General features: G+C 56.2%; 19 protein-coding genes and 3 tRNA genes. 11 read left to right on the plus strand and 11 right to left on the minus strand.

Annotated features, from left to right (window positions below; all coding sequences use genetic code 11):
* Window positions 1-52: 52 nt before the first annotated feature.
* The 3 genes from KQI82_RS00990 to KQI82_RS01000 are packed head-to-tail and all read right to left on the minus strand — an operon-like array spanning window position 53 to window position 3,327.
* On the minus strand, window positions 53-1,486 hold the full coding sequence (locus KQI82_RS00990; protein WP_216557447.1) for a M20/M25/M40 family metallo-hydrolase: 1,434 nt from the start codon (window positions 1,484-1,486) through the stop codon (window positions 53-55).
* A 39-nt stretch (window positions 1,487-1,525) separates the two neighbouring features.
* Window positions 1,526-2,395 carry an ABC transporter permease gene (locus KQI82_RS00995; protein ID WP_216557450.1) on the minus strand — a complete coding sequence of 290 codons (870 nt, stop codon included), beginning with the start codon at window positions 2,393-2,395 and terminating at the stop codon, window positions 1,526-1,528.
* A 14-nt stretch (window positions 2,396-2,409) separates the two neighbouring features.
* Window positions 2,410-3,327, minus strand: coding sequence for an ABC transporter permease (locus KQI82_RS01000; RefSeq protein WP_216557453.1), 918 nt, complete (start codon window positions 3,325-3,327; stop codon window positions 2,410-2,412).
* A 768-nt stretch (window positions 3,328-4,095) separates the two neighbouring features.
* Here KQI82_RS01000 and KQI82_RS01005 point away from each other — a divergent pair.
* A complete protein-coding gene (locus KQI82_RS01005) occupies window positions 4,096-5,106 on the plus strand; it encodes a succinylglutamate desuccinylase/aspartoacylase family protein (RefSeq protein ID WP_216557456.1) in 1,011 nt (336 codons plus the stop codon).
* A 106-nt stretch (window positions 5,107-5,212) separates the two neighbouring features.
* On the opposite strand, the gene KQI82_RS01010 is transcribed toward KQI82_RS01005, so the two are convergent.
* Complete coding sequence (locus tag KQI82_RS01010; protein WP_216557458.1) at window positions 5,213-5,683, minus strand: LURP-one-related/scramblase family protein; 471 nt, start codon at window positions 5,681-5,683, stop codon at window positions 5,213-5,215.
* 390 nt (window positions 5,684-6,073) lie between these two features.
* Here KQI82_RS01010 and trkA point away from each other — a divergent pair, with 390 nt between their 5' ends.
* Entirely contained in the window at window positions 6,074-7,438 is a 1,365-nt protein-coding gene (gene trkA, locus KQI82_RS01015; protein WP_216557461.1) for a Trk system potassium transporter TrkA, read from the plus strand.
* An 11-nt stretch (window positions 7,439-7,449) separates the two neighbouring features.
* Entirely contained in the window at window positions 7,450-8,946 is a 1,497-nt protein-coding gene (locus KQI82_RS01020; RefSeq protein ID WP_216557466.1) for a TrkH family potassium uptake protein, read from the plus strand.
* Window positions 8,947-8,962: 16 nt separating this feature from the next.
* Here the strand turns inward: KQI82_RS01020 and KQI82_RS01025 are convergent, their stop codons facing one another.
* From KQI82_RS01025 to KQI82_RS01040, 4 genes are all read right to left on the minus strand, one after another.
* Entirely contained in the window at window positions 8,963-9,832 is an 870-nt protein-coding gene (locus KQI82_RS01025) for a YitT family protein (protein ID WP_241426578.1), read from the minus strand.
* Between the two features lie 110 nt (window positions 9,833-9,942).
* Complete coding sequence (locus KQI82_RS01030; protein WP_187332524.1) at window positions 9,943-10,239, minus strand: sigma-70 family RNA polymerase sigma factor; 297 nt, start codon at window positions 10,237-10,239, stop codon at window positions 9,943-9,945.
* Window positions 10,220-10,453, minus strand: coding sequence for a hypothetical protein (locus KQI82_RS01035; RefSeq protein WP_241426579.1), 234 nt, complete (start codon window positions 10,451-10,453; stop codon window positions 10,220-10,222). Before KQI82_RS01035 ends, KQI82_RS01030 begins: the two co-directional genes overlap by 20 nt.
* Complete coding sequence (locus KQI82_RS01040; protein ID WP_216633746.1) at window positions 10,450-10,638, minus strand: hypothetical protein; 189 nt, start codon at window positions 10,636-10,638, stop codon at window positions 10,450-10,452. The genes KQI82_RS01035 and KQI82_RS01040 overlap by 4 nt, the downstream gene beginning before the upstream one ends.
* A gap of 78 nt (window positions 10,639-10,716) precedes the next feature.
* Between KQI82_RS01040 and KQI82_RS01045 the strand changes: the two genes are divergently transcribed.
* From KQI82_RS01045 to KQI82_RS01055, 3 genes are all read left to right on the plus strand, one after another.
* Window positions 10,717-10,792 (plus strand) — tRNA-Thr (locus tag KQI82_RS01045).
* A 13-nt stretch (window positions 10,793-10,805) separates the two neighbouring features.
* Window positions 10,806-10,890: transfer RNA gene (locus tag KQI82_RS01050), tRNA-Tyr, on the plus strand.
* A 230-nt stretch (window positions 10,891-11,120) separates the two neighbouring features.
* Entirely contained in the window at window positions 11,121-11,876 is a 756-nt protein-coding gene (locus KQI82_RS01055; protein WP_216557474.1) for an XRE family transcriptional regulator, read from the plus strand.
* 47 nt (window positions 11,877-11,923) lie between these two features.
* On the opposite strand, the gene KQI82_RS01060 is transcribed toward KQI82_RS01055, so the two are convergent.
* Both KQI82_RS01060 and ymfI read right to left on the minus strand, forming a co-directional pair.
* Window positions 11,924-12,643: an HAD family hydrolase gene (locus tag KQI82_RS01060; protein ID WP_216557477.1), complete on the minus strand. Its 720-nt coding sequence runs from the start codon at window positions 12,641-12,643 to the stop codon at window positions 11,924-11,926.
* A gap of 17 nt (window positions 12,644-12,660) precedes the next feature.
* Window positions 12,661-13,395, minus strand: coding sequence for an elongation factor P 5-aminopentanone reductase (ymfI, locus tag KQI82_RS01065; RefSeq protein ID WP_216557480.1), 735 nt, complete (start codon window positions 13,393-13,395; stop codon window positions 12,661-12,663).
* Between the two features lie 109 nt (window positions 13,396-13,504).
* On the opposite strand from ymfI, the gene KQI82_RS01070 reads away from it, so the two are divergent.
* A tRNA-Val gene (locus KQI82_RS01070) sits at window positions 13,505-13,581 on the plus strand.
* Between the two features lie 297 nt (window positions 13,582-13,878).
* On the opposite strand, the gene KQI82_RS01075 is transcribed toward KQI82_RS01070, so the two are convergent.
* The gene (locus KQI82_RS01075; RefSeq protein WP_216557483.1) at window positions 13,879-15,630 is read right to left on the minus strand and encodes a PrpR N-terminal domain-containing protein; all 1,752 of its coding nucleotides are present in this window, start codon (window positions 15,628-15,630) and stop codon (window positions 13,879-13,881) included.
* Window positions 15,631-15,817: 187 nt separating this feature from the next.
* Here KQI82_RS01075 and KQI82_RS01080 point away from each other — a divergent pair, with 187 nt between their 5' ends.
* Genes KQI82_RS01080 through KQI82_RS01095 form a run of 4 tightly spaced genes read left to right on the plus strand, consistent with a single transcriptional unit; the run spans window position 15,818 to window position 20,486 of the window.
* A complete protein-coding gene (locus tag KQI82_RS01080; protein WP_216557487.1) occupies window positions 15,818-17,077 on the plus strand; it encodes a four-carbon acid sugar kinase family protein in 1,260 nt (419 codons plus the stop codon).
* Window positions 17,074-18,225: an iron-containing alcohol dehydrogenase gene (locus KQI82_RS01085; RefSeq protein WP_216557489.1), complete on the plus strand. Its 1,152-nt coding sequence runs from the start codon at window positions 17,074-17,076 to the stop codon at window positions 18,223-18,225. Before KQI82_RS01080 ends, KQI82_RS01085 begins: the two co-directional genes overlap by 4 nt.
* Before the next feature lie 21 nt (window positions 18,226-18,246).
* Window positions 18,247-19,353 (plus strand): 4-hydroxythreonine-4-phosphate dehydrogenase PdxA, encoded by a 1,107-nt coding sequence (gene pdxA, locus KQI82_RS01090; RefSeq protein ID WP_216557493.1) that lies wholly within the window; start codon window positions 18,247-18,249, stop codon window positions 19,351-19,353.
* A gap of 38 nt (window positions 19,354-19,391) precedes the next feature.
* The gene (locus tag KQI82_RS01095) at window positions 19,392-20,486 is read left to right on the plus strand and encodes a TAXI family TRAP transporter solute-binding subunit (RefSeq protein WP_216557496.1); all 1,095 of its coding nucleotides are present in this window, start codon (window positions 19,392-19,394) and stop codon (window positions 20,484-20,486) included.
* Window positions 20,487-20,494: the final 8 nt, after the last annotated feature.

A 20,494-nucleotide genomic window follows, 5' to 3' on the forward strand; every position in this document is an offset into this window, starting at 1 on the left:
CGCTTCCACCCCTCATAGAAGCAAGGGCCGGGGACTTTCTTTTCATCAAATCTCACTGTCCCGCCTCGCGGGCCAGTTTGGTCAGGTAGTAGAGGTACGCGGCGCAGGACATCTCGTTTTCCCGCAGCCCTTTGACTGTGTGGTATTCATTGGGCGCGTGAATCCGGCCGCCCTGCCCCAGCCCGTAAGAGACAAAGGGGACGCCGCAGCGCTGGGTAAAGAGATAGGCGGGGCCGGTGCCGGGAAAAATGGGCCATGCGTAGCCCTGGTCATAGCCGCTGTTATCCAGGGCCATCAGCGCCGCCCGGCAGGCCAGTGCCTCGGGGTCGCTCTTGGACCAGGGAGAGCTCTGACGGACCGTGATCTTCACGTCGTCATAGCCATGCTTGTGCAGATGCTTTTTGATCTTTTCCAGCATCATGTCGGCGGTCAGCGGGGGTACCAGCCGGACGTCCACCTTGGCCTGCACCTTGTAGGGAATCACCGTCTTGGTGGCCGGTCCGGTATACCCGCCCCAGATGCCGTCAATGTTCAGCGTGGGCGTCCACATCAGTTTGCGGACCGCCTCCTCCCCATGCATGTCATGGAGGAACCGGGAGGCATAGAGCCGCTCGTTCAGGAACATCTCCTCGTCAAAGACGGAGGCAAAGCGCCGGGTCAGCTGCTCATCCGCCTCGGACAGGGGCTGCAAATCATCATAGAACCCCTCGATGAGGATGTCGTCCCCCTGGCGCATGGTGGCCAGGGCGTTGACCAGCCGCCAGGCCGGGCTTCCCACCCAGGCGGCATTCATGCTGTGCAGATCGATCTTTTGGGGACCGCCCCACTCGCCGCCCGTGACCTCCAGATCCAGGTACAGCGTACCCTTGTTGCCCAGCAGCACGGCCGGACGGCCCTGTTCATCCTGACGGGCGCCATTGAGGAATACGCCGTCAAGCTTGGCAATCTCCTCCTTGTGGGCCTCCACAAAGGGGATCATGCTCCCGCTGCCCAGCTCCTCCTCGCCCTCCACCACAAAGAGGACGTTGACCGGCATATAGCCCAGCGTCTTCCGGATGGAGTCCACCGCGTTGATAAAGCATACCAGCGGGCCCTTGGAGTTCATGATGCCCCGGGCCACAATGCACTCCCCATAGTCCTCAAAGTCTATGCGGGCGCCCTCATAGGGAGAGACAATCCACTCGTCGTAGGGCTCGGGCGGCTGTACGTCGTACATGCCGTACATGAGGATTCCAGGGGCGTTCTCCACGTCGGCGTTCAGCCTGCCCACCACCACGGGGCTTTTCACATACCGCTCCAGGTGGACATCCACACAGCCCACGGAACGCAAGAGTTCCATCACCTTTTCCGCGCACTCGTCAATCCCCTCCCCGGTTCCGGCCACGCTGGGCTGGCGGACCAGGTCCAGGATTTTGGGCAGGTGCTCGGATTCAAAGGCCGCATTGATATGGGAATAAACTTCTTCCAGCCAATCTGCCTTTTCCACAGTTCAATTCCTCCGTTCTGCTCCCTTGCCTTGAAAGGCTTATTTGCTGCCCCGCAGTCTGGGGTCGCGGGCGTCGCGGATCCAGTCGCCCACAAAGTTGATGGACAGGCTGACCAGGAAAATGGCAATGCCGGGGATCATCGTCAGCCACCAGGAGGTATAGATGTAGGACCGGCCCGAGGAGATCATCTGTCCCCAGGAGGGGATGGACGCCGGCAGACCCATGCCCAGGAAGGTCAGCGCCGCCTCAGAGAGGATGGTGTTGGCCATCTGCATCGTGGTGATCACGATGGCGGAGTCAATGACGTTGGGCAGCACATGGGTGCGGATGACCCGCCACTTGCTGCACCCCACTATTTCAGAGGAAATGACGAATTCCCGCTTGCGGATGGACAATACCTCCGCACGCACGGTTCTTGCGTATGGCACCCATCCCGTAATTCCCAGGACAAGGATGATATTGCCCAGTCCTGAACCGAGAGCCACCATGAAGCAAAGGGCCATAAACATGAACGGGAAGGCCAGCATCACGTCCACGATGCGCATGCAGACCGTGTCCACCCTGCCGCCGAAATATCCGGCCACCAGGCCGATGGTGGTGCCGATGCACATGGATAAAACACCGGCCACAATTGCGACAATCAAAGAGATCCGTGAGCCGTAGATCAGCCGGCTGAGAATATCCCGGCCCACCTCATCGGTGCCCAGCAGATGAGCGCTGGAGCCGCCTTCACTGAACGCGGGCGGAATAAAGCTGTTTGCCACATCCACCTTCGTGGGATTATAGGGAGCCAGCAGCGGCGCGCAGATGGCGATGATCACCCAAAGCACAATGACCACCAGGCCGATCTTGGCCAAAACGCCCGCTTCCTTGTAAAGCTCCCAGAAATTTTTCAATTTCTTTTTCATTTTCAGCCCTCCCCTTACTGCACGCTGATGCGCGGGTCGATGACGGTATAGAGAAGGTCAACCACCAGGTTAATCCCCACGAACAGGGCCGCCATAATCACGATACTTGCCTGCACAACGGGATAGTCGTACACCAGAATGCCGGTCACCAGCACACGGCCGATACCGGGATAGGAGAACACCGTCTCCACCACGATGGAGCCACCAAGCAGGTTGCCCACCTGCAGAGCGATCATGGTGATCACGCCCACCAGGCTGTTGCGCAGGCCGTGGCCCACAAGCAGCTGCGTGGGCGAAACGCCCTTGGCCTTGGCCGTGGTCATGTAGTCCTGCCGGATCACCGAAAGCATGGAGTTTCGTGTCAGTCGGACCGTGCTGGTGGCAAGGCCCATGGACAGGGTTATGGCTGGCAGGATCAGGTATTTGAACCCTCCCGAGCCGGACGGCGGCAGCCATTTGAGCACCACCGCGAATAAGTACATCAGCAACAGGCCCAGCCAGAAGGTGGGCATGGACCGGCCTGTGATCGTCAGTGCGGTCAGCACGTTGTCCAGCCACGAGTTTCTCTTGACCGCGGCAATGATGCCCACCATCATCGCCAGCGGGATGGCCACCAGCATCGAGAGCCCCACCAGCTCCAGCGTATGCGGCAGCGCCTCGCCGATCATATCAATTACCGGGCGCTTGTAACGGTAGGAACTGCCCAGGTCCAGCGTAAACATTTCTTTCAGGAAGTTCACATACTGTACCGGCAGCGGGTCGTTCAGTCCCAGGTTTTCCTTCAGCTGTTCATACTCTGCCACGGTTGCGTTGGCATCTAACATCAGCGTCGCGGGATCTCCCACGATACGCATGATGAAGAACACGGTCGTGGCCACCAAAAACAATACGATCAATGCGTGAAAACATCTCTTGACTATGTATCTACCCATACTTTCACATCCTTCTCTTACCACCGGGGCGGCAGTGAACCAAACAAATTTCCTGCGGCCTCATCGGGCCTGCGATAGCAGCTCTTTTTCACTCTGTGCAAGAAACGGATAGGGGACCCCTCTCCACTCCGATTAGCCCTGTCTGCATCCCTCTTTCCTCTGCCTTGCAGCTGTTGATTTCGCCGGCCCCGTGGCCCCGGGGGCCGGCTGAACTTGAAAGCGTCCCATGTTGTGATTGAATTTATCCTAAGTTTAAGTGGATTTGCTTCTTCTGTCCAATACTCTTTTTTTATTGTTTAATACAATGATTTTATATGTTGACTGTGAATTTTAAGACAATTTGCTCAGTTCTTCCCTTGATTGGGACAAATTTCAGCCCATTTGCGATTAAACGCCCCAAAAAGTCAATCCTTTGGTGCTTTTCCCATAAGGGCCCGCTTCAGCCCCCACGGAAACTGTGCAGGATTTCCCACTTGGCAAACCGGGACAGCGCCTGCCTTTGCCTGAATCTGTATGCATTGCGCTCCAAGCCATCGTGCCGCGGCCCTGATCTGGCGGACCGCTTTTACTCCATCGGGCAGTGGCGGGCCTATTTATACTATTATATATAAAGAGCGGTTATTGCCACCGGTTTTGAGCGCTTCAGCCATATTGACACACCAAAAAATGCCTGATAGAATTCCATCGACCGGAGGACTATTCTTTTTCCGGTCCTTCGTCTCCGTGTCCCCTTTGTCCAAAAATTCAGATTTAGGAGGAACATCAAACATGGCAGAAACCGTCGTTTTAGGGAAAAAGTTAGGCAGCGGCGAGCGTGCATATATTACTTTGCCGGTCACCACTATGGCCAGCGGATACCGTCTTGAGGTCCCGGTCCACGTGCTCAACGGCATGAAGCCCGGCCCGAAAATCTTCCTCAACGCCGTCTCCCACGGCGACGCCTATACCGGCATGCGGGTCATCAAGCGCGTGCTGGAGACCGCCGACGTCAACGAGCTCTGCGGCACCATCATCGCCGTGCCCTGTGCCAACCCCATCGCATTTGAGTGGGATTCCCGCAACACCCCGGTGGATATGAACAACCTCAACCGCAACTTCCCCGGCAGCGCCAAGGGTTGGTTTACCGATCAGCTGGCCGATGTGGTCTGCTCCATCTGCTCCGAGGCCGATATGCTCATCGACTGGCACGGCGGCTCCTACGGCACCGCCATCAACTATATTCTGATGAAGAAGGCGGAGGGCGAGCTGTCCGACCGCATTCTTGAGCTGGGCCTGGCCTACGGTCTGGAGATGTACTACAACGGCGCTCCCGCCGGCCCCGCCGCCAAGTACACCGGCACGCTGACCGACTACATGATCGGCCTGGGCAAGCCCTCCATTGTCGCTGAGATCGGCGCGGGCACCGACCTGCCCTTTGATCAGATTGCCCTCTCCGCCCAGGGCGTGTTCAACGTCATGCGCAAGATGGGCATGTATCCCGGCGAACCCATCGTCCCCAAGACCCAGTACCTCATTAAAAAGCGTCCCCTGCTCCGTCCCAAGAACGGCGGTTTGTTTGTTCCCGCAGTGGGCTTTGACCACCTGAACAAGACCGTGCCCCAGGGCACGCTGCTGGCCCAGATCCTCAGCCCCCTCACCCTCGAAGTCATTGAGGAGATCGTGGCGCCCTGTGAGCAGACCGTCTTCCTGAACATGCGCGGCTATGCCACCAAGGTCCATCCCGGCGACTATGCCTATATCCTGGGCGACCTGGCCAGCGCGGAGCAGTTCCACAACTGATCCTGTATCCTCCAATTCTTTTTTCTTCCGCGCAAACCCCTCTATACATAAAAGCGTTGACAGATCCCTGGTCTGTCAGCGCTTTTATGCTTTCTCTCTTCATGATTCAGTTTCTGGAGCATTTTTCCGCGTCGATGGCCAGCACCACCATCAGCGCGCACAGCACGTCCTGCCCGTCGGCCACATCGATCACATAGGTATCCGTCAGGTGAAAGAGCTCTTTGGAAATCCGGGCCACCTCCCGCCCTCCGGAATCGGTGATGGCATAGTCCCACTCCATAAAGTCCCCGTCGATCCGCCAGCCGTTGCAGTCTATTTCAAACCTTGGATGAAACAGGGAAAACTCTTTTTCAATGCACCCCACATAGGTTTCGCCCAGATAGAGCTCGAATTTGGGCAGCAGCGTAAGCACGCGCTCCCGCACCGTGCCGACATGGGTCCCGAGCCCGTCCAGCACGTGCAGACAGTGCCCCCAGGCCAGCTGTCCCTCCACGGTAAAGACCACCCGCCCCTGCTCATCGTAGATGTCGTAGCTGTCGAACCAGGAAAAAAACCGCTGGCGAAAAAGAAGCTTCATATAAATCCCTCCCTGTGTGCGCCTGAGGCCTCCACTGCGATCCGCCGTCTCTTTTTGTACCGGCGCATCGTAAGGTCAGCAGGCTCCGCGCAGTTTTAAACCGTATTTTAGCGGTATATGGGGCAAAACGTAAGATAAAATCGATCTGTTTTGAAAGGGAAGCAGGCTTGTCCCGTGGGCAGGCTCCAGGGGCGCTGACCATCCATACACCGAAAAGCGGCTTATTTTGTAGATCGTATCATATGCCCTCCCCTCTTGCAAGGAGAAAACAGTCGGCTTTTTCATCCGATTTGTCACAATCCCACGGAAAGCTGTTGTGCTTTCCAAATCCGCGTGCTACAATTGGGTCGTCTCTTCTTCATACTTTATTCACATACAGGGGAGTTCGTCATGAAAATTATCATTGCCGGCGTAGGAAAGGTCGGCTCCATATTGACCAAGAAACTGGCGGCGGAGAACCACGACGTCACCATCATCGACCAGAACCCGGACGTCATCGCGGAGCTGGTTAACGTGTGCGATGTGATGGGCGTGTGCGGCAACGGCGCCAGCTACAGCGTGCAGGAGGAGGCCGGCTCCGAGGGAGCGGACCTGCTGATCGCCACCACCTCCGGCGACGAGGTGAACATTCTTGCCTGCCTGGTTGCCAAGAAATTGGGCGTGCGCCACACCATCGCCCGTGTCCGCAACCCCGAGTATGAAAAGCAGCTGCGCTTTATGCGCGAAGAGCTGGGGTTGTCCATGGTCATCAATCCGGAAAAGGCCACCGCCCGGGAGATTTCCCGGGTGCTGCGTTTTCCCTCCGCCCTGAAGGTGGACACCTTCTCCAAGGGCCGCATCGAGCTGGTGGAGTACCGCATCGGGGAGCAGTCCTCCCTGTCCGGCGTACGCCTCACCGATCTCTATGAGAACACCCGGGCCAAGGTGCTGATCTGCGCCGTGGCCCGGGGAAATGACGTGTATATCCCCTCCGGTGAATTCCTGCTGCAAACCGGCGACAAGATCTACGTCACCGCCTCGCCCCAGGAGCTGGAGGCCTGCTTCCGCCACCTTGGCGTGTTCCGGGCCCAGGCCCGGGCCGTCATGATCGTGGGCGCCAGCAAAATCTGCTACTACCTGGCCTCCGAGCTCTGCAGCACCGGCATGTCCGTCAAGATCATCGACTCCGACGAGCAAAAATGCGTGACCATGAGCGAGCGCCTGCCCCAGGCCCTGCTCATCCAGGGCGACGGCACCGACGCGGAGCTTCTCAACGAGGAGGGCGTGGGCCAGAGCGACGCCTTCGTCTCCCTCACCGGTTTGGACGAGGCCAACATCATTATGGCCATGTATGCCTCCAAGCAGGGTGTGGGCAAGGTGGTGGCCAAGGTCAATCGCCAGTCCTTTGTGGACCTGGTGGCCTCCGGCAGCATGACCGACAGCATCGTCTCCGCCGGCGGCATCACTTCGGAGCTGATCCTGCGCTATGTCCGGGCCATGCAAAACGGCATGGCCTCTCATGTGAAGACGCTGCACCGCATCGTGGGCGACCGGGTGGAGGCGCTGGAGTTCGGCGTCCCCCGGGGCTCTCCCCTGGTGGGCATCCCCTTTAAGGATCTGAATCTGAAAAACGACCTGTTGGTGGCGGGCATCGCCCGGTCCAACGGCAAGATCATCATTCCTTCCGGCCAGGACAGCCTGCACTGCGGCGACAGCGTGATCGTTGTGACCACCCACACCTCTCTCCGCGACCTTTCAGACATTCTGAAAAAATAAGGAGGCAGCGTGTGAATTACAGAATGGTCGGCTTTATTCTTGGCCGCATTTTACTGGTGGAGTCTGTTTTGATGCTCCTCCCCCTCATGGTGACACTGGCCTACGGCGAAAGCGCCGTATTTGCCTTCTGCCTTCCAATTGTTCTTTCAGCCCTCTGCGGCGCGCTGCTGGGCGTACGGACCCCGAAAAACACCACCATCTACGCCAAGGAGGGCCTGGTGATCGTGGCCCTTTCCTGGCTGGCAATGTCTCTTTTCGGCGCGCTGCCCTTTTATCTCTGCGGCTCCTTTTCCAGTTTTGTGGACTGCTTTTTCGAAACCGTCTCCGGCTTTACCACCACCGGCGCCAGCATTCTGACAGAGGTGGAATCCCTTGAGCACGGTATCCTCTTCTGGCGCAGCTTCACCCATTGGGTCGGCGGCATGGGCGTGCTGGTCTTTGTAATGGCCATTTTGCCCCTGGCCGGCGGCCGCAGCGTTCATCTGCTCCGGGCGGAGGTGCCCGGTCCCTCCGTGGGCAAGCTGGTCAGCCGCCTGGGCAACACCGCCAAAATCCTCTACGGCATCTACATTGTGCTGACGCTGATTGAGGTAGTCTTTCTGCTTGCGGGCGGGATGTCCCTTTTTGACGCCCTGATCCACTCCTTCGGCTCGGCGGGCACCGGAGGCTTCTCCAACCGCAATCTCAGCGTGGGCGCCTACAACAACGCCTATTATGATGTGGTCATCAGCACGTTTATGCTGCTGTTCGGCGTCAACTTCAACCTGTACTACTTTCTGCTGCTGCGCCGCTTCCGGGAGGTCTTTCGGTCCGAGGAGCTGAAGGTCTATCTTGGAATCGTCTTTGCCTCGGTGATGATGATCGCCGTCAATCTGCTGCGCTACTATGACACCTTCCTCCAGTGCCTGCGCTACGCCTTCTTCCAGGTGTCGTCCATCATCACCACCACGGGCTACGCCACAGCGGACTTCGAACAGTGGCCCTCCTTTTCCAAAACCATCCTGGTGATTCTCATGTTCATCGGCGCCTCGGCCGGCTCCACCGGCGGCGGCATCAAGGTGGCCCGGATCGTCATTCTCTGCAAATCCTCCTACCGGGATCTGCAGCGGATGCTCCATCCCCACGCCGTCACCACCGTCCGCTTTGAAGGCAAGCCCCTGGACGATAAGACCCTGCGGGGAACCTATATGTTTTTCTCCATCTACATGGGCATTTTTGCCCTGTCGATTCTGCTTTTGTCTCTTGAGCATTTTGACCTGATCACCACCTTCACCGCCGTAACCGCCTGCATCAACAACATCGGCCCCGGCCTCTCCATAGTTGGGCCAATGGGGAACTACTCCGGCTTTTCCGCCCTTGGCAAGCTCCTGCTCTCCTTTAACATGCTGGTTGGCCGGCTGGAGATATTCCCCGTGCTGATGCTGCTGGCGCCCTCGGTATGGAAGAAGCCCCGGCGCTTTTCCTCAAGCAAAAAGCCCTGTCCTTATGAAACAGAAGAGGATGCCTGACGGCATCCTCTTCTTTCTATCCATTTAATTTTTTCACAAAATTTCCGTCCACCGTCACGCCCTGGTTGATGATGAAAAAGGCGTGGGGATCGATCTCGTGCACCGCGTGGCGCAGATCTTCGATCTCATACTTGGAAAGACACACGCACAGCACCCGGATCTCGTCCCCGGTATAGCCGCCGTGGCCCTCCCAATAGGTCACTCCACGGCCCATGCGCTTCATGATAAACTGTGGCAGCTCCGGGTGCTCATCCTTGGTGAAGATCAACACCTGCACGGTGATATTCTGCTGGTGCATCCGATCCAGCACCATGGCGGAGAAGAAGTTGTAAATCACCGAGTAAATCACAATGGTGGGCCGGAACAGCAGCAGGCACGCCCCATAGAGGAAAAAGTTGAAGCTCAGGTTGAACTTGCCCACGGTGAAGCCCCGCTTTTTGGAGAGGTACAGCCCCACCACATCCAGCCCGCCGCCGGAATAGCCGCAGGTCAGCACGATGCCGTTGCCCACGCCGCCCAAAATTCCGCCAAGCAGGCAGGAGGTCAGCTTATCATAGATCACCGGACTCTCCGGCACCGGAATCATAGCATAGAAAAGGGAGTAGGCCAGGGTGCAGATCAGGGTATTTACCGCCATCTCCTTGCCAAGGCTCTTAAACGCCAACAGCAAAATGGGGATGTTGGCCAGAAAATAGAGGACACCGGCCAGATCGCCGCCGGACATCACAACGCCTAACCCATCCTGCAGCAGCGTCCGGATCACCTGGCACAGCCCCAGCAGGCCGCCAGTATAAAATCCATGGGGCACGATAAAAATATTGACCGCAAGGGAGGCCACAACCGCGCCGCAAAGGGCCACCAGCAGACGCAGCCAGCGATTGTGCATTGCACGATAAGCCAAGGCAGAGTCACCTCTTCTCCGGAACGTTCTAATGCGCATTATATTGGAACTTTCCAGAAAGTCAAGGGAAATCTGCAATTCTCCGACGCCGCCTTTTAAAGCCCGTAGCGCAGGCAGCGGTACAGCCGCTTTTTGGCCCGGCAGATGGTCCGGGAAACCGTGGAAGTGACCACCCCAAGCTCCGCGGCGATCTCCGGCATGGTCTTTCCCTCGTCGTAGTACATGGCCAGCATCTGCCGCTGCCGGGGCGTCAGCTCCTGCTCCCTGGCCCGGCGTAAGTTCCGGCGCAGGCGGCTCAGCTGCTCCTCATTGTCCTCCTGCACGCTGCGCAGCCACACGCTCATATCGCCGGCAATTCCGCCGGCCCTGGAATCATAGGGTGTACTTTTCATTTCGATAGTAGCTCCTATCGTAGTAATGCGCTGTCAGCGATGCCAGCTCCCTGGCCTCCTGCAGCAGCGGCGTCAGGTCCGTGATGCGCCGCTTCAGCCGCCAGCACTCCTCCGGGTCCTCCTCCTGCTCCAGTCGCGCCCGGAGCTCCCGGATTCGCGCGCGGATGGTCACCTCGCTGTCCCGGTAGACTGCGGATAGTTCCAAAAGCGTCATAGCCGCTTCTCCCCTCCCCGAATCAGACGGAAGGGAGAAAACACCTCCCTTGCGAAGCCGGGAAGACACTCCTCACAGATTTTACCGCCGTTGATGTACCAATACTGTTCCCCGCCGCCGATCTCCCGGCCGCATCGGCTGCAAACCGGTCCGCCGCAGCGCAGGGCATAGCGCGGATATCGCAAATTAACCCCTCCAAATCCAAAAAAATCGTATTGACAAAACCATCAGATTCTGTTAAGATAATCCATGCTGTTGGAAATGCTGGTGTAGCTCAGCTGGTAGAGCAGCTGATTTGTAATCAGCAGGTCGGGGGTTCGAATCCGTCCACCAGCTCCAGTATTTGAAATATGGGGGAATTCCCGAGTGGCCAAAGGGGACAGACTGTAAATCTGCTGGCTTCGCCTTCGGTGGTTCGAATCCACCTTCCCCCACCATCGTCCGCTGTGCCCGTCGGCGCAGCGGACTTTTTGGATTTTTATTTCCATTTGCCCAGATAATTTGTTTAGTTAGATGTGTTTCAACAAGAATCTTGTTCATATTGTAAGCATACCACACTTGTCCTGTGTTGTCAATGCCATTTTACAAGAATCTTGTTTAATCAAATTGACAATGTCACTTATTCAGGGTAAGATAACAACAGCCGCACAAGGAGGGGAGGATTCATATGAATTTTGGCGAACGACTTCGGGCCCGGCGGGAAGCCCTTCAGATGTCCCGGGACGAGTTGGCCGGGCACTTGGGCGTGTCCCGGTCTGCCATCGGAAACTATGAGACCGGAGTCAGCTTTCCAAAGGAAGAGGTCATGCTGAAGCTGTTCGACGGTCTGAGGGTAGATGCCAACTATCTCTTTCAGGACAGCTTTTCCGCCCCGGAGACGGGATTGACCCACGCTGAGCGCACCCTTCTGGAAAAATACAGAAGCCTTCCCCAGGTGGGCCGCAGGACGGTCCAGTCCGTGATCAGCGCCCTGTGCGTCTATCGGGATGAGCTGGAGCAGGAGCAGCCGGAGCCGGAGCTGCGTCAGATCCCGCTGTATTGCAGCCCTGCCGCCGCGGGCTATGCGGCGCCCGTATTCGGCGAGGACTACGATCTGATCCCGGTGACGGAGGAGGTTCCCAAGGGAGCGGAGTACGCCATCCGCATCCAGGGCGACTCCATGACGCCCCAAATTGCGGACGGCTCGGTGGTCTATATCAACCGGGACCCCATCTCCAACGGGGACATCGGCATCTTCTGCGTGGACGGCGACATGCTGTGCAAGCAGTACTGCCGGGACGAGCGGCTGGGGATTGTCTATCTCTTCTCCCTCAACCGCCGTCGCTCCGACGCCGACGTGGTGCTGACCGCCAGCAGCGGCCGGACCCTGGTCTGTTTCGGTCGTGTCATGATGCACGCCTGCCCCCTGCCAGGGCTGCAGTAAGCGTAACAAAAGGAGAGCGCCGTAATCATACGGCGCTCTCCTTTTATTCAGATGTTTCGGTGTTCTCTCTCCTCAATATACCAGCGCAGCTCAGCAAATCCGCCATGGGGATAGGCGGAGAGGTCCGCCTCCTTTTTGTTGATGAGGCAGTCGGTCAGCAAAAAGACCTCCATTCCCACCGCGCGGGCCACCATATCCTCCTCCACGTCGTTCCCCACCATCAGGCACTCTCCGGGGTTGCAGTTCAGCCGGTGGGCGATGTCTTGGTAGTAGGCCGGATTGGGCTTGCAGTATCCCGTATTCTCATAGGTGGTGTAGAGCGCAAATTCCTCCGGCTCCAGGCCGGCCCACCGAATCCTGCTCTCCGTGGCCACGGATGGGAAAATGGGATTGGTTGCCAGCACAAGGCGATAGCCCCGGCCCTTCAGCTCCTCCACCGTCCGCTTTGCCTCCGGGTTGAAGCCGCAGACCTCCGCCACCTGCTGGAACTCCCGGCGGTAATACTCGTCAAATACCGGGTAATCCCTCAGAGCCCTCTCTCCGAAAATGCCGCGAAAGCACTTCCAGAAGGCCTCCTCGTTGGTGCAGCTTCCGTCATTTCGCACCATGGCGGCGGTGCCGGCCCAAATTCCGTCGATCAGCGCGTTCGGCTCATAGCCGTGGGGCGCCAGCTTGGCAGCCAGCCGTTTGAAGTACGTCTTTGTAAAAAGCTCCTGGTCCATGGGCAGCAGCGTACCATCCAGGTCGAATAAAATGGTTTTGATCATGGATACCCTTTCTTTATTTATACAATGAATCCGCCATCGGCGGTGATGACCTGCCCTGTGACAAAGGACGCTTCATCAGAGGCCAGGAAGGCCACCAAGCCGGCGATGTCCTCCGGCGTGCCCAGGCGGCCCAAGGGAGTTTGAGCTGCCAGGTCCCGGCGGGTCTCCTCCGACAGCACAGACAGCATCTCCGTATCGATGACACCGGGCGCCACGCAGTTGACCCGGATGTTGGAGGGGCCCAACTCCATGGCAAGGGAGCGGGTCAAGCCGATGACAGCGGCTTTTGCAGCGGAGTAGACCACCTCGCAGGAGGCTCCCCGCTGGCCCCAGATGGAGGAGGTGTTGATGATGCAGCCCTCTTTTTCGTGGATCATGTTGGGCAGCACCGCCTGGATGGTGTGGAAGGCCCCGTTGAGATTTACGCCGAAGCAGCGGTTCCACTGCTCCTCCGTCACATCCTGAAACAGCATCTGCCCGGCCACGCCAGCGTTGTTCACCAGCAGCGAAACCGGACCAAACTCCCGCTCCACCCCGCGGACCATCCGATCCACGTCCGCCCGGCTGGCCACATCGGCCTGCTCCACCATCACGCGGCAGCCCTTGTTCCTCAGCTCCAGCGCCAGAGACTCCGCCTCTTCCCGGTGGGCCAGATAATTGATGCACACCGCCCATCCGCTCTGAGCAAGGCGGGCGGCGGTCCGCCGTCCTATGCCCCGGGCGGAGCCAGTAACCAATGCAATCTTCTCCATCGCAACCTCCTGCTTTGATCTTTTGACCAGTATAGCAACTTTTTTGGATTTTTACAAGAAAACCGTTGACAAAATGCGTTCCATACGGTAACATATATTCGTTCGCTTCGGACGATTAGCTCAGCTGGCTAGAGCACCTGCTTGACGTGCAGGGGGTCACAGGTTCGAGTCCTGTATCGTCCACCAGACAAAAAGCCCGTAACCGTAATGGTTACGGGCTTTTCGTCATTTTTATGAAACAAGTTTTAAATTAATTTATAAAACGAGCGAAAAAGTTGCAAAAATCCAGAAACGGGAACCCCGCCCACAGCTTTTGCCGGACGGGATTCCCGTTCTCATTTTATGGAGTATCCCCACACACCTATTTTTCACGCGGGCCCTTTCATTTCGGAGCTTTTTGGTTTTCCGCGTCATTCCACAGCTCTTTATGCATCCTTTTGAGCTTCTGCCAAGAGCCTTCCGGGAGGATAGCATTCCATCCTGTCATGAGTGAACCATCCGCCAGATCGTACTGCGGCTTATCCCCAGGCGAAGCGCGGCTTTGGATTGGTTCATCCCCTCCTCTTCAAGGACAAGGCTGACTATACGCTTGTTGATTTCGTTGAGAGACTGTGTAAGATCAATATCGGGCTGAAGCGGCAGCCCGCTCTGAACGCTTTCCGCTTTCAGAGCCTCTTTGATATCTGCCTCTGACAAATAGTAATATCTGCAACGCATCATCGCAGATTGGAGCACCCGCTTCATCTGAATGCGATTGCCCGGCCATATGTAGTCCCGAGCAAAAATTTGAGCCTCGGGGGAGAGTCCAAGAATTTGCTTCCCCATGGAAATGTTCAAAACATTGATGTAGGCCGCACAAATACTGGGGATATCATTCTTCAGCTCCCGGATGGGAGGAATGCGGACACATCCGCAGAGGATATCTTCGGTTAGATAACGGTGCAGTTCGCTATTTTGAAATTTGCAATCCGATTCTGCGGAAAAAATATAGCGGCTGCCCTGGATATTGCCGTACAGATAGGCGACCGCATATTCCTGCTGCTGCAAGCTCATCGCCTCGGCATGCGCAAAATAAACGGTGCTGTTTCTTTTGTAAAGCAGGCTCCTCCGCTCCGTGAGCAAATTCTCAAATTCCGCATCAGATATTCGCGCGCAGTTAATCAGGATAAAAGAGTTTTCAGCAAACTCACTGTGGATATGCATGTAAAAAGCGGTCTCGTCACAATTGCTGCCGCGTTCTCCACAGAGGAGAATCGTCCGCCTTGTGCAGGCAAGCTGTTCTATGATATGTATGAACTCCTGAGCGGTTTCGCAGGCACCAAAGTAGTCATTGAAAATGCTTGCATCCTGTTGATTGTATATCCTGACTGCGGATTCCTCAGGGATTTTTGCCGAATGTGTCCCGGTGGCGCAGAACATACACATCTGTTCCTCTGCAGCCTGAATCATGAACCCGTCGAAGTCATAAACCGTAGTATCCGCCTGCCTGCTGAAAGAGACGCTTCGCCCTTCTGAAACCACAGGAATATATTTTTTAAACGTGTTTTCCAAAGTCGGATCCGGAAGGCTTGGGGCGGCATAAACAAGGTCGCCTTTTTTTGTGTAAACAGCCGACGGCGGACACATCTGAAGCATGGCGCTCATAAGGGCGCAGCGGTCTTTCAACTCCACATACGCCTGACAAATCTGTTTTGCCTGGTTGAACGCATCTTGTATGCTTTCCAGGCCCGACGTGATCAAAATCGCATTCAAGCCGAGACGGTGGGCATAGGTGGCAGTTATCATGTCTCCCAAAATTGTCTGATACCCCTTTTTCGTTGCTTCCTCAAGAATTCTTTGAACGTCGGCGGCGCTCTCAATTGTAATGATCTCCGCATCGATTTGCAGAAGGTCACACAGCATCTTGGCGCAGCCGGTGATGTTCTCAAACCCAATGATTATAAAATTTTCAGAGAAAGAGCGCGCCAGCCTGATAGCGCGGAGGACATCATAAGCGGACAGCGATATCTCCACGACCGGAATGGAGAAATGCGTGCGGATCATCTTTGCAGTACCGCCTCTGGAAATAATGGCATCTGTATCCGGTGTGATGTAGCGTTCCACAACCGCTACGCCAGCGTCTAAATCCCCAAGAAACGCAGTGAGTTCAATATCGCTTCTCTGCTGCGCCACATTCTGCATCAGTTCAATCATGCCCTCATAAGGGGCAATCCCAAGCAGTTTAATTTTTCTCACATCGACCATCTCCTAATTCAGATCGCACAGTCACGCCAGCATATAGTATCAAAATTATACAATCGTTTTGTAATTTTGTATCATATTAAATCTATTTTGTCAAGGATACTTGTTGATATCAACCAATTGCGTCTACTATAATGTAAACAAAAGAAGGGGAAACTTGGTGTAGAATGGATGAACAAATATGAAATTGTTGATTTTAGCTGATGATTTGACAGGTTCCATTGATACAGGTGTACAATTGTCTCAAATTGGAGTCTCCACTCGCATTGTAACAAATTTAAACACAAATCTTGCAGCGGCAGCCGATGCCTGTAATGTGGTCGTTGTGGATACGGAGACGCGGCATCTCCATCCGCAAAAGGCGGCTGAAGTGGTTGCCTGCCTGGTTCAAAAGGCGCGGCTTGTCCCCTTCCAAATGATTTACAAAAAAACAGATTCCGCTCTGCGGGGAAATATTGGCGCGGAGCTTGCCGCGCTGGCGGAAAACGGGAAGGGGACCGTCCACTTTGCGCCAGCCCACCCGACTCTGAACCGTTTGACGATAAACGGCATCCACTATATTGACGGACAACCCGTCAGCCAGTCCGTATTTGGGAAAGACCCGTTTGAGCCGGTCCGGCACTCCTCCGTGAGAGAAATCATCGGACAGCAGAGCGGCATTCTGGTTCATGCCATTAAAGAGTGCACAGCCTTTCCCGTACCGGGAAGCGAGATTCAGATACTGGCTTACGACGCCACAACCGATGCACGCCTGGACGCGTTGGCGGAACATTTGCTGCAGCACGGCTTTTCAGGTACATTGCTCACGGCAGGCTGCGCGGCTTTCGCGTCACACCTTGGGCGATTCCTGGAAAAGAAGAAGTCCGGGCGCTCCAAGGAGTTCACCTGCGAGCCTGGCCTTCTTGTGGTTTCCGGCAGCATGAATCCAATCACGCGCGGCCAAATCACAGCGGCCAGGTCGGACGGGTTTGCCTATTTGTCTCTTCAGAATGAATTGCTGCCGTCCAACTCCGAACAGTTCCCTGCGTTGACTGAAAAAATCGAAACGCTCTGTCGGGACAATGCCTGTGCGATCGTGGAAGTGGGGGGCGAATCCCACAGTACGCTCTCAGGAGAACTGAAAAATATGGAGGAGGGGCTTTCCCTTGCCCAGGGCAGCGGGAGGTTGATCGGTCAGGTCATCGAACGGGGATTCCGGGGCACAATCGCCGTCACAGGCGGGGACACGTTGAGAGGTCTCATCAATGCCGTCGGGATACAGGATATCCAGCCCGTCTGCGAGATAGAGCCGGGCGTGGTGTACACCATCGCCAGCATCGGCGGACAGAGGTTTGGTATGGTGACAAAATCCGGCGGTCTTGGTTCTGAACATGTGTTTTTGAACATCCGCAATTTTTTGACAAACAATCATCAGCGTGGAGAAGAGGAGCGTTGTGTATGAATTATCACGCTTTGAAAATGCCCGCTCAGGTTTACGGCGGGCAGGGTGCAGCGGCCGCCGTCGGAGAAATCGCTCAGGGTCACAAAAAAGCCGTTCTGTTCACAGACAGGGGCATTTCCGCAAACGGGCTGCTGCAAAAACCGTTGAAGCAGTTGAAACGGGCAGGCGTGGAGGTTGCACTGTTTGACGACCTCCCCACCGAACCAAGCGTCTATCAGGCAGACGAGGTGATCCGGCGGTTTCGGGCGGAGCGGCCTGACCTGATTGTCGCCGTAGGCGGCGGAAGCGTCATGGACGTCGCAAAGCTTTGCTCTGTGCTGGATACAGACGAGTACACCGTGTTCGACCTGCTGGAGTCCCCCGGAGCCGCCCGCAAAACAGTCCCCGCGGTAATGCTTCCCACCACCGCCGGTACCGGAAGCGAGGCAACACCCAACTCCATCGTGCTGGTCCCTGAAAAAGAGCTGAAAATTGGGATTGTAAACCCGCAAATGATCGCAGACTATGTGATCCTGGATGCGGAACTACTGTCAAAGCTGCCTCCGAAGGTGTGCGCGGCCACCGGCGTGGACGCACTGGCTCACGCCATTGAATGCTATACCTCCAATAAGGCCACGCCGTTTTCAGACCTGTACGCACTGGGTGCTTTGAAGCTGATTTATGAAAATTTGGAAAATGCCTACTCTCAGCCTGAAAATCTTGCCGCAAAGCAGAACATGCTCCTGGCGGCATTCTACGGCGGCGTTTCTATCGCGGCCGCGGGGACAACGGCCGTTCACGCGCTGGCATATCCCTTGGGGGGAAAGTATCATATTGCCCACGGCGTCTCCAACGCCATGATGCTGACGTCGGTCATGCGCTTTAACAAGCCATACTGCACGGATCGGCTGGCAAAGGTATGCGATGCGCTGGTGCCCCAGCCCGGTCTGGACAAAAATGCCAAGGCGGATTGGGTCCTGGACTGGCTGGACAGGATCGTGCAGCAGGTACATATCCCCACGGATCTCAAGGAATTCGGCGTGCGGCCGGAGGATTTGGAGACGCTGGTCACGTTGGGCATGGACTGCAAGCGGCTTTTGAACAACAACTGCCGCGTGGTCACGGAAGCCGACGCCAGGAAGCTGTACGCAGATTTGCTGCTGAACTAAAATAAGAAAGGACAAGGCTCAATGGGAAACGCTTATCTGCCTATTCTTGGCATCACTATGGGAGACCCCTTTGGTAACGGGCCGGAGATCACCGTAAAGGCGCTGATGCACGCCGGTGTGTATGAGTGCTGCAGGCCTCTGGTTATCGGCGATGCCAGCAGCATGGACTATGCCGCAAAGATCGCCAGAAAAATGACCGGCAGCTCCGTGAAGATCCGGCGCATCAAGGATGTCCGTGAGGCGCGGTTTGACTATGGCACCATTGACGTTTACGACATGGGCCTGGTTCCGGCCAGTGCGATTCCAGATATCTCCGACAGGGATGAGCCCGGTCCGTTCGGTGTTGGGGCCTGCGCCCTTGGCGGCGAAGCGGCTTTCCAGTATGTGGAAAAGGTCATCGAACTTGCCCTGGCGGGTGAGATCAGCGCGACAGTTACCAATGCCATCAGCAAAGAAGCCATCAATCTGGCCGGGCACCACTATTCCGGACACACTGAAATCTATGCCAAGTATACCCACACGAATGAGTACACAATGATGCTGGCTCACGAGGGGCTGCGGGTGGTCCATGTCTCCACCCACGTCTCCCTGCGGGAGGCCTGCGACCGGGTAAAGAAGGACCGGGTGCTGGAGTGCATCCGCATTGCCGATGCCGGCTGCAGGGCGCTGGGTATCAAAACCCCAAGAATCGGTGTGGCCGGGCTGAATCCCCACTGCGGTGAAAACGGCATGTTCGGAACCGAGGAAATAGAGCAAATTCAGCCGGCCATAGATGCCGCCCTGGCGGAAGGCATCCACATCCCCGAGAAAAGGCCCACCCCGCCGGACACCGTGTTTTCCAAAGCGCTCGGCGGCTGGTATGATATTGTAGTGGCTATGTACCATGATCAAGGCCATATCCCTCTGAAGGTCAAGGGCTTTGTATACAACAGGGAGGCGCAGCGCTGGGAGGCCGTAGCCGGAGTCAATGTGACGCTTGGGCTGCCCATAATCCGTTCTTCCGTGGACCACGGCACCGGATTCGGACATGCCGGCAGCGGCCGCGCTAATGAGCTGAGCCTTGTCAACGCCATAGATTACGCCATTCAGCTGGCAAATTTCTCCGGGAAACAGGATCATTTCTCCTGATATGGGAGTGGTGAATATAAAAGAAAGGGAGATTTTATATGAAAAAATTTTTTGCTCTGATTCTTGTCCTGGCAACCATACTTTCTTTTGCAGCCGGCTGCGGCGGTACATCCGATCCCCCCGCCGAGAGCAAGGGCAGTGAATCCTCCGGTTCAGCGGTAGACAATCCCCTGTGGCTGACCTCCCCTGTGTCATTGAAATATGCAACCCAGGGCGCTGGAACATCCAACTACACCAACGCCGCGACAAAAATCAATCTGCTCTTAAAATATCTGCCTTCCGGTTCTTCTATCACGCAAGAGACCATTTCCACCGGCAATTCCTCTGTAGGCTATCTGATCGAGGCGGGCTCGTGTGATTTGGGCGACGGTGAAAATGCATCTGCCGCCACCGTTGGTTTGGAAAGCCGGGGTCCCTACACCAATATCAGCGCGTTGTGGGGCGTCAAAACCATGGATTTCGTCATGATGATCACCACCAAAAAATTCAATGACAAGACCGGCTACACTTCTATCCGGGAAGTGCTGGAAAACAAATATCCCGCCGTTCTGTGCTGTGAAGACGTCGGCTCTTCCGACTACACCTGCATGAAGTACACCTTTGAAATCCTGGGCTATACGTTCGAGGAATTTGAGTCCTGGGGCGGCCGTATCGTCACCACCAGCGGCGACGCCTGCTGCGAGATGCTCCAGGACAACCAGGCCGATATGATGATCGGCCACTGCTCTGAGGAATCCTCCTCAATCGCGGAACTGGCCATCTCCACCGACGTCATCATGACCTCCATTGACGATGAGCTTATCCAGGGCTTTATCGACAGGGGGTTTGGCAACGCCACCATTCATGCCGGTGCGTTTGACCGCTTTGAAGAAGACACTCCATCCGCCGCCATCGGTGCCAGCTTCATCTGCAGCACCGATTTGGACGAGGCGACCGCTTATACGTTGACCAGGATTTTCTGCGAACACCTGGATGAATTCGCCGAGGAGATTCCTTCTATTCGTGGCCTCACCTATAAAGAAATCGTAGATACCTCCGTCACCGTGGTCCCCCTGCATCCCGGCGCTGTTCAATACTATCAGGAAATCGGCGTTCTGGATAACGCCGGAACTTACGTCGGCGAGCCCGCCTGAACGAATTT

Origin of the sequence: Dysosmobacter acutus (genome assembly GCF_018919205.1) — a bacterium.
Classification (GTDB): Bacteria; Bacillota; Clostridia; order Oscillospirales; family Oscillospiraceae; genus Oscillibacter; species Oscillibacter acutus.

Bases quoted from the DNA above. Each gene is read 5' to 3' on its own strand.
- KQI82_RS00995 (WP_216557450.1), bottom strand. From the start codon at position 2,395: ATGAAAAAGAAATTGAAAAATTTCTGGGAGCTTTACAAGGAAGCGGGC.
- KQI82_RS01000 (WP_216557453.1), bottom strand. From the start codon at position 3,327: ATGGGTAGATACATAGTCAAGAGATGTTTTCACGCATTGATCGTATTG.
- KQI82_RS01005 (WP_216557456.1), top strand. From the start codon at position 4,096: ATGGCAGAAACCGTCGTTTTAGGGAAAAAGTTAGGCAGCGGCGAGCGT.
- KQI82_RS01010 (WP_216557458.1), bottom strand. From the start codon at position 5,683: ATGAAGCTTCTTTTTCGCCAGCGGTTTTTTTCCTGGTTCGACAGCTAC.
- trkA (WP_216557461.1), top strand. From the start codon at position 6,074: ATGAAAATTATCATTGCCGGCGTAGGAAAGGTCGGCTCCATATTGACC.
- KQI82_RS01025 (WP_241426578.1), bottom strand. From the start codon at position 9,832: ATGCACAATCGCTGGCTGCGTCTGCTGGTGGCCCTTTGCGGCGCGGTT.
- KQI82_RS01030 (WP_187332524.1), bottom strand. From the start codon at position 10,239: ATGAAAAGTACACCCTATGATTCCAGGGCCGGCGGAATTGCCGGCGAT.
- KQI82_RS01035 (WP_241426579.1), bottom strand. From the start codon at position 10,453: ATGACGCTTTTGGAACTATCCGCAGTCTACCGGGACAGCGAGGTGACC.
- KQI82_RS01055 (WP_216557474.1), top strand. From the start codon at position 11,121: ATGAATTTTGGCGAACGACTTCGGGCCCGGCGGGAAGCCCTTCAGATG.
- KQI82_RS01060 (WP_216557477.1), bottom strand. From the start codon at position 12,643: ATGATCAAAACCATTTTATTCGACCTGGATGGTACGCTGCTGCCCATG.
- ymfI (WP_216557480.1), bottom strand. From the start codon at position 13,395: ATGGAGAAGATTGCATTGGTTACTGGCTCCGCCCGGGGCATAGGACGG.
- KQI82_RS01080 (WP_216557487.1), top strand. From the start codon at position 15,818: ATGAAATTGTTGATTTTAGCTGATGATTTGACAGGTTCCATTGATACA.
- KQI82_RS01085 (WP_216557489.1), top strand. From the start codon at position 17,074: ATGAATTATCACGCTTTGAAAATGCCCGCTCAGGTTTACGGCGGGCAG.
- pdxA (WP_216557493.1), top strand. From the start codon at position 18,247: ATGGGAAACGCTTATCTGCCTATTCTTGGCATCACTATGGGAGACCCC.
- KQI82_RS01095 (WP_216557496.1), top strand. From the start codon at position 19,392: ATGAAAAAATTTTTTGCTCTGATTCTTGTCCTGGCAACCATACTTTCT.